Source organism: Actinoallomurus acaciae, from assembly GCF_042429965.1.
Classification (GTDB): Bacteria; Actinomycetota; Actinomycetes; order Streptosporangiales; family Streptosporangiaceae; genus Actinoallomurus; species Actinoallomurus acaciae.
The window spans coordinates 1-5,924 of record NZ_JBHLZP010000490.1; the positions used below are offsets into that span (position 1 = coordinate 1).

Genomic DNA, 5,924 nt, shown 5'->3' on the forward strand with positions numbered 1-5,924 from the left:
AGCGCGACGGCGACGTCTACCGGCTGTCCGCGACCGCCGCGGGCCGCGGCTGGTCGGCCTGGCTGCCGAACGACCTCGCCACGGCCAAGGCCGGCGGGCGGACGGCGGTGACCGTGTACGCGCGGCACGCGACCGGTGCGGCCCATCTCGGCACGGTGAAGGTGACCGCCACGTCCGAGAGCGATCCGGCGAAGAAGGCGACGACCGTCTGCGCGGTCGTCGGCTGACCCGAAGCGGCCGGTGAGAGACGAGCCGTCCGTGTGGTGAGTGAGGGGAGGGCGACCATCGGGAGGCCGCGGCCGGCGCCCCCCGCGCCGGCCGCGGCGCCGTGCGATCAGACCGTGACGGACGTGGGCGTCCAGAGCCGGTCGATCGCCTCCTCGGCCGCGGCGAGGCTCTTGACGGCCAGCGGGATCAGCTCGGCCATCGCGGGATTGCTCTCGGCGAGCGTCAGTTCCGCGGTGATGAAGCGCGGCTCCAGGCCGGTCATCGACACGCCGTGCGGCAGCCACTGCTCGGCGTGGTCCCAGCCGTCGCGGGGCGTGCCGGGGGCGTAGCCGCCGCCGCGGCTGGCCAGGACGATGAACTCACGGCCGCCGAGCAGGCCGGCCCCGCTCTCGCGGTCGACCGCCCCCGGACCGATCAGGTGATCGACCCAGGACTTGACGCTGCTCGGTGCGCCGAAGTTGTAGAGCGGCAGGCCCAGCAGGATCGTGTCGGCCTGCCTGACCTCCTCGATCACCTCCTGACTGAGCCGCCACGACGCCCCCTGTTCCGGCGTGTGGTCCTCCGGCGGAACCATCCGGGCCAGGCCACCGGCCGTGTCGAGGTGGGGGAGCGGGTGCGCGCCGAGGTCGCGGTACGTGACGGTCCCGCCGGGATGGGCCGCGCGCCATGCGTCGGCGGCGCGGGCGCTGAGCCTCCGGCTGACGGATTGCTCGCCCTTGATGCTCGAGTCGATGTGCAGCAGATGAGCCATGATTCTTCGTTCCCGGTTAATCGTTTGTGTAGGGCAAGCTATTTGTAGCACATGAGTCAACTGTGGGCTCGGCTAGAATCTGGTTCGTGGTCGAGCTCCCCGTCGTGAACCAGCCGGTGCACCGGTCCGGCGCGCTCCTCGACCACCTCGCGCGCCGCATTCGGCTCCGCGCGGAGTCGGTGCTGGCGCCGCTGGGCCTGCGCCCGCGACATCTGGTCACGCTGACGGTGCTGCGTCAGCACGGCGGCTGTTCGCAGCAGGCGCTCTCCAGCACGCTGGAGATGGACGGCACCAACGTGGTCGGGCTGCTCAACGACCTGGAGGCCGACGGCCTGATCGAGCGGCGGCGCTCACCCGAGGACCGCCGGCGGCACGTCGTCATGCTCACCGACAGGGGGGCGCGTGTGCTCGTCAAGGCGGAGTGCGCGCTCGCGGCGGTCGAGAACGACGTGCTCGGCGCGCTCGACGAAGCCCAGCGTGAGACGCTCTACGGCCTGCTCCAGCAGGCCGTCACCGGCGAACCGGTCATCTGCACCGAGGCCGCGGCCGACGACTCCGACGCCGCCTGCTGAGGTCCGTTCTCCAGCCCGCGATCGGGCCCCGGCTCAACCGCCCTCGTGGTCGGCGACCATCGCCCGCCAGCCGGCGGCCGCGTCCGGATGGCGGGGCGACCAGCCGGTCGCCTGCTTGAACCGGCGGTTGGAGACCCGCTGCGAACGCAGGTAGAAGCGGAGGTTTCCGCTCAGCCCCAGCGGCAGCGAGCCGGTGGTCAGGGGAGGCCGTACGCCGAGCGTCTCGGCCAGCGCCCGGTGGAACTCCCCGCGCGTCAGCGGCCGGTCGTCGGTGACGTTCCAGGTGCCGGCGGGCGCGTCGAGGGCGGCGACCACCGCGGCGGCCGCGTCGTCGGCGGCGATGGACGACGCGTAGGCGAACCTCGGGCCGGGCAGCGCCGGCAGCCGCAGGCGCGCCATCCGGCGCATGTACCGGGTGTGGGTCGAGTCCCATGCGTAGAACTGGCCGAAGCGCAGCACCACGCCGGTGCCGCCGTCCTCGGTGAACCGGCGCGCCTGGGCCTCGGCGGCCTCATTGGCCCGGCCGAGGGGCGGCGGGTCCAGCGGCACGTCCTCGCCGATCCACGCGTGGCCGCGGTCGGGGTAGATGAACGCGATCGACTCCTGAACGAACCGGCCGGCGCCCGCCTCCAGCGCCGCGTCGACGAGGTGACGTGAGACCTCCCGGCGGATGCGCTCGGTCTCGGACCACGCGCTCCGGCGAGCGGCACGGTACGGGGACGGGATCTTGGTCGCCAGGTTGACGACGGCCTCGTGACCGGCCACGGCGGTGCGCACCTCGGCCGGGTCGAACAGGTCGACCTCGATGGGGTCGGCCCCCATCTCGCGCAGGAGCGCGGCCTTCCGCTCGGACCGGGCCACGCCGGTGACCGTGTGGCCCGCCGCGGTGAGCAGCGGCACCGCCCGCCGGCCGATGACGCCGGTCGCGCCGGTGACGAGAATCCTCATGCGATCATCTCCCGTGCCTCCGACCCTAGGGGCGGCTTCGCCAGGGTGGGTCAGGGGGTGGGGAAGCGTGCGACCCAGCGCCGCTGCCAGGGCGTCTCGACGGCCCGGCGGTGATGGTTGGCGCGGGTCCAGGCGACGGCGTCGGACGGTGCCAGTCCGCTCAGCACGGCGAGACACGCGATGACGGTGCCCGTACGGCCGACGCCACCGCCGCACGCGACCTCCACCGGTGTGCCCGCACGCGCCCGTTCGTGCAGCGCGCGGATCTCCCGTACGGCCCGCTGCCGGTCGCGCGGTACACCGAAGTCCGGCCAGTCGACCCAGGTGTGCGGCCAGGACAGCGCGGCGTCATGCCGGCGGCGGAGCCGGGCGGAGCCGAGGTAGAGACCGAAGTCCGGGCGCGGGCCACCGGGCGGCGGGTGGCGCAGGCCGCGGCCGCGCACCCAGGAGTCGTCGGGTAGCCGAATCGCGCCGTCGAGCCGTGAGCATGGCCCCGTGCCGTCGCCTTCTCTGGTCATGGGCGGCATTGTCGCCCGCCGGAGCGTGCTCCGTCCGAGTGATCGCCGACAGCGCATCCGAAAGTTCAAAGATCCTGCGACCATCCCGGATGACCTTGGAATTCGGGTCGGCGGCGGGCCGTCAAGGCGTGCGTCTGGCCGAATGCGGCCGGGTGTCGAGGCGGACGCCGTTTACGAGGCGAAACCCACGGTGAGTAAACACGAGGTAAGGAAAATTCCTTCGACACCATTGCGCTAGAGGTCAAAATCTGTCGGAATCAAGGTGCTGCCAAGTCCTCTTGGAACCCGCCCCCTTGAAGGAGCCCCCCATGGCCGCATCTCCCCGCCCTCGTGTCGCCCGCCGGCTGAGGTCCCTCATCACCGTCGCGGCTGCCATCGGCGCCGCGACCGTCGGTCTCACGGCGCCCGCGCACGCAGCCACCCCCAACCCCATGGCCCACCCCGAGCGCGACTACATGGGCTCGACCGTCGCCGCCCACGAGCACCAGACCGGCGTCACGCCGCTCGCGGCCCCCGGCGGCCTGCCCGGACTCGACGTGAGCCACTACCAGGGCACCATCAACTGGACCACCGTCAAGAACCAGGGCGCGCAGTTCGCCTACATCAAGGCGACCGAGGGCACGACCTACCGTGACCCGAACTTCAGCGCCAACTACACCAACGCCTACTACGCCGGTCTGGTCCGCGGCGCGTACCACTTCGCGCAGCCGGCCAGTTCGACCGGCGCCGCCCAGGCCGACTACTTCGCCGCCCACGGCGGCGCGTGGTCGGCGGACAACCAGACGCTGCCCGGCATGCTCGACATCGAGTACAACCCGAACGGCGCGACCTGCTACGGCCTCAGCCAGGCGTCGATGCGTACGTGGATCACCAGCTTCCTGAACGAGTACCACGCCAAGACCGGCCGCTGGGCCACGATCTACACGACGACCGACTGGTGGACGACCTGCACCGGCAACACCAGCGCCTACGCGAGCAACGACCCGCTGGCCATCGCGCGCTACTCCAGCAGCGTCGGCACGCTCCCCGCGGGCTGGGGCTTCTACACCTTCTGGCAGTGGGCCGACTCGGGCACCTTCCCCGGTGACCAGGACGTGTTCAACGGTGCGCACGACCGGCTCATCGCCCTGGCCAACAACACTCCCTGACCTCTCCCGGCCCGAAGGCGCCCGGCGAACGCCGGGCGCCTTCGGCATTCGCGCTCAACGCCGGGCGTGGCGGATCCCCACCGAATGCTCGATGACGGCACCTATGAAATAGCAGCACATAATGACGGGCCCCGGTTTTCGGCGGTGGATCGTCCGCGACGAATGGGGGCATCGGGCCGGTCCGCCGCGACGCCCGGACCGGCCCGCGATCGGCCGCGCGAGAGCCGTGAGCCGGGTACGGCCACTCGGGCCGAGGGCCGTGCCGAAGCCGGATCGCGGCCCGGCGCACGGCTTCGGCGGCCGTGCCGCGGCGGCTTTACTGAAGGCCGGGTAGAACGTCGCTCAGTGTCAACAAAGGTGCGCTCGCCTCGCTAATTTCCGGCCGTTCTTTCGGAAGAATGGCCAATGCGTTCGCCGCTGCCGTATGAGGTTTTCCGGCTCGGCCGCGGAGGCGGATGCCCGCTGTTTTCACCGCTCCCGTCCCGCGTGCGCGCGACCGGGAGCGGATGGCGTCCGGCCCCCGCCCGTGCCCACTACCACATCGGTCGCCGCGCGCGGGACGCGTCGGCCGGGCCTGGGCCCTCCTCCGCTCGCCCGTCCGGCCGGGAAAACACCGCCGACCTTGAGAAACGACGTTATGTCGCCTGCTCGATATCGGCGTTCATGGGGTCCATTACCCGCTCGCGCCGACGGGCTGGCACACTTTTCAGGTGGAGTTGAGGCAGCTTAACTACTTCGTCGCTGTGGCGAACGAGAAGAGTTTCACGCTCGCGGCCAAACGGCTGCACGTCGTGCAGAGCGCCGTGTCGGCGGCGATCGCGTCTCTCGAGCGCGATCTGCGGGTCACGCTCTTCGAGCGGAACGCCCAGCGGGTCATGCTCACCGAGGCCGGCAGTGCCCTGCTGCCCGAGGCACTGGCGGTGCTGGACGCCGCGCAGGGAGCGCGGGACGCCGTGGACGAGCTCGGCCAGGGCGTGCGCGGCTCGGTGCGGGTCGGCATGCTCGCCGGCCTGGGCCTGGTGGACCTGCCGGGGCTGGCCGGCGACTTCCGGCGCCGTTACCCGGATGTGGAGATGCGCGTGCGGGTGGAGTCCGGCAGTTCGGCCGGGATCGCCGCCGCCCTGCTCAGCGGCGAGGTCGACGTGGGCCTCCTCGGCGTCGTCGACACGCTCAACCGGGAGCTGGAGGGACGCGAGCTCGTCCGCGTGCCACAGGTCCTCGCCGTGCCGGCCGGGCACCCGCTGGACGGGCGGCGCGTCGTCGCGGTCGCGGACCTGGCCGAGGAGGAGTTCGTCGACTTCCCGGCCGGCCATGCCGCCCGTGCGGTCACCGACCGGGTCTTCGCCGCCGCGCGGATCGAGCGCCGCATCGCCGTGGAGGTCGACGCGCTCGACGCCGCGGCCGGTTTCGTCCGCCACGGCGTCGGTGTCGCGATCGTCCCGCCGTTCGCGGTCCAGGGCGACGACGCCGTACGCACCATGCGGATCAAGGACGAGAGCATGGAGTGGTCGCTGCACCTCGCGACGCCCCGCAGGCGCAAGCCGACGGCCGCGGTGCGCGCCCTGGCCGGCCTGGTCGACGCCCACCTGAGCCGCCCCGAAGAGGCCCTCCAGGCACGACGATGAGGCGCCGTGGGCCACGCCGCCGTCGGCGGTCGCCGCCCGGACTCGGAGGACCTCGACCGCACCACGACTGCGGCACGTTCGCCGTGGCCCGGCTGGCGGTCGACCTCCTGACCGGCCCGGCCCTCGTGGGGCCG

The 5,924-nt window shown here is 72.3% G+C and carries 6 protein-coding genes and 1 pseudogene; 4 read left to right on the forward strand and 3 right to left on the reverse strand.

Going from position 1 to position 5,924, the window contains the following annotated elements; genetic code table 11:
• Positions 1 to 227 (forward strand): annotated as a pseudogene (locus ACFFNX_RS39605) (M6 family metalloprotease domain-containing protein); the annotation flags it as partial.
• Between the two features lie 107 nt (positions 228 to 334).
• Here the strand turns inward: ACFFNX_RS39605 and ACFFNX_RS39610 are convergent.
• A complete protein-coding gene (locus ACFFNX_RS39610; protein ID WP_378211294.1) occupies positions 335 to 979 on the reverse strand; it encodes an FMN-dependent NADH-azoreductase in 645 nt (214 codons plus the stop codon).
• Between the two features lie 86 nt (positions 980 to 1,065).
• Between ACFFNX_RS39610 and ACFFNX_RS39615 the strand changes: the two genes are divergently transcribed.
• A complete protein-coding gene (locus ACFFNX_RS39615) occupies positions 1,066 to 1,551 on the forward strand; it encodes a MarR family winged helix-turn-helix transcriptional regulator (protein WP_378211295.1) in 486 nt (161 codons plus the stop codon).
• Positions 1,552 to 1,584: 33 nt separating this feature from the next.
• Here ACFFNX_RS39615 and ACFFNX_RS39620 read toward each other — a convergent pair whose 3' ends face one another.
• Both ACFFNX_RS39620 and ACFFNX_RS39625 read right to left on the reverse strand, forming a co-directional pair.
• Positions 1,585 to 2,499, reverse strand: coding sequence for an NAD-dependent epimerase/dehydratase family protein (locus ACFFNX_RS39620; RefSeq protein WP_378211296.1), 915 nt, complete (start codon positions 2,497 to 2,499; stop codon positions 1,585 to 1,587).
• Positions 2,500 to 2,549: 50 nt separating this feature from the next.
• On the reverse strand, positions 2,550 to 3,017 hold the full coding sequence (locus ACFFNX_RS39625) for a protein-tyrosine phosphatase family protein (protein ID WP_378211297.1): 468 nt from the start codon (positions 3,015 to 3,017) through the stop codon (positions 2,550 to 2,552).
• A 308-nt stretch (positions 3,018 to 3,325) separates the two neighbouring features.
• On the opposite strand from ACFFNX_RS39625, the gene ACFFNX_RS39630 reads away from it, so the two are divergent.
• Together ACFFNX_RS39630 and ACFFNX_RS39635 are read left to right on the forward strand one after the other, a co-directional pair.
• Positions 3,326 to 4,165, forward strand: coding sequence for a GH25 family lysozyme (locus ACFFNX_RS39630; RefSeq protein ID WP_378211298.1), 840 nt, complete (start codon positions 3,326 to 3,328; stop codon positions 4,163 to 4,165).
• Between the two features lie 710 nt (positions 4,166 to 4,875).
• Positions 4,876 to 5,790, forward strand: coding sequence for a LysR family transcriptional regulator (locus ACFFNX_RS39635; RefSeq protein WP_378211299.1), 915 nt, complete (start codon positions 4,876 to 4,878; stop codon positions 5,788 to 5,790).
• The last annotated feature ends 134 nt before the right edge of the window (positions 5,791 to 5,924 follow it).

What these genes read in the sequence shown, in the direction of transcription:
- ACFFNX_RS39610 (WP_378211294.1), bottom strand. Translation starts at nt 979, where the DNA reads ATGGCTCATCTGCTGCACATCGACTCGAGCATCAAGGGCGAGCAATCC.
- ACFFNX_RS39620 (WP_378211296.1), bottom strand. Translation starts at nt 2,499, where the DNA reads ATGAGGATTCTCGTCACCGGCGCGACCGGCGTCATCGGCCGGCGGGCG.
- ACFFNX_RS39625 (WP_378211297.1), bottom strand. Translation starts at nt 3,017, where the DNA reads ATGACCAGAGAAGGCGACGGCACGGGGCCATGCTCACGGCTCGACGGC.
- ACFFNX_RS39630 (WP_378211298.1), top strand. Translation starts at nt 3,326, where the DNA reads ATGGCCGCATCTCCCCGCCCTCGTGTCGCCCGCCGGCTGAGGTCCCTC.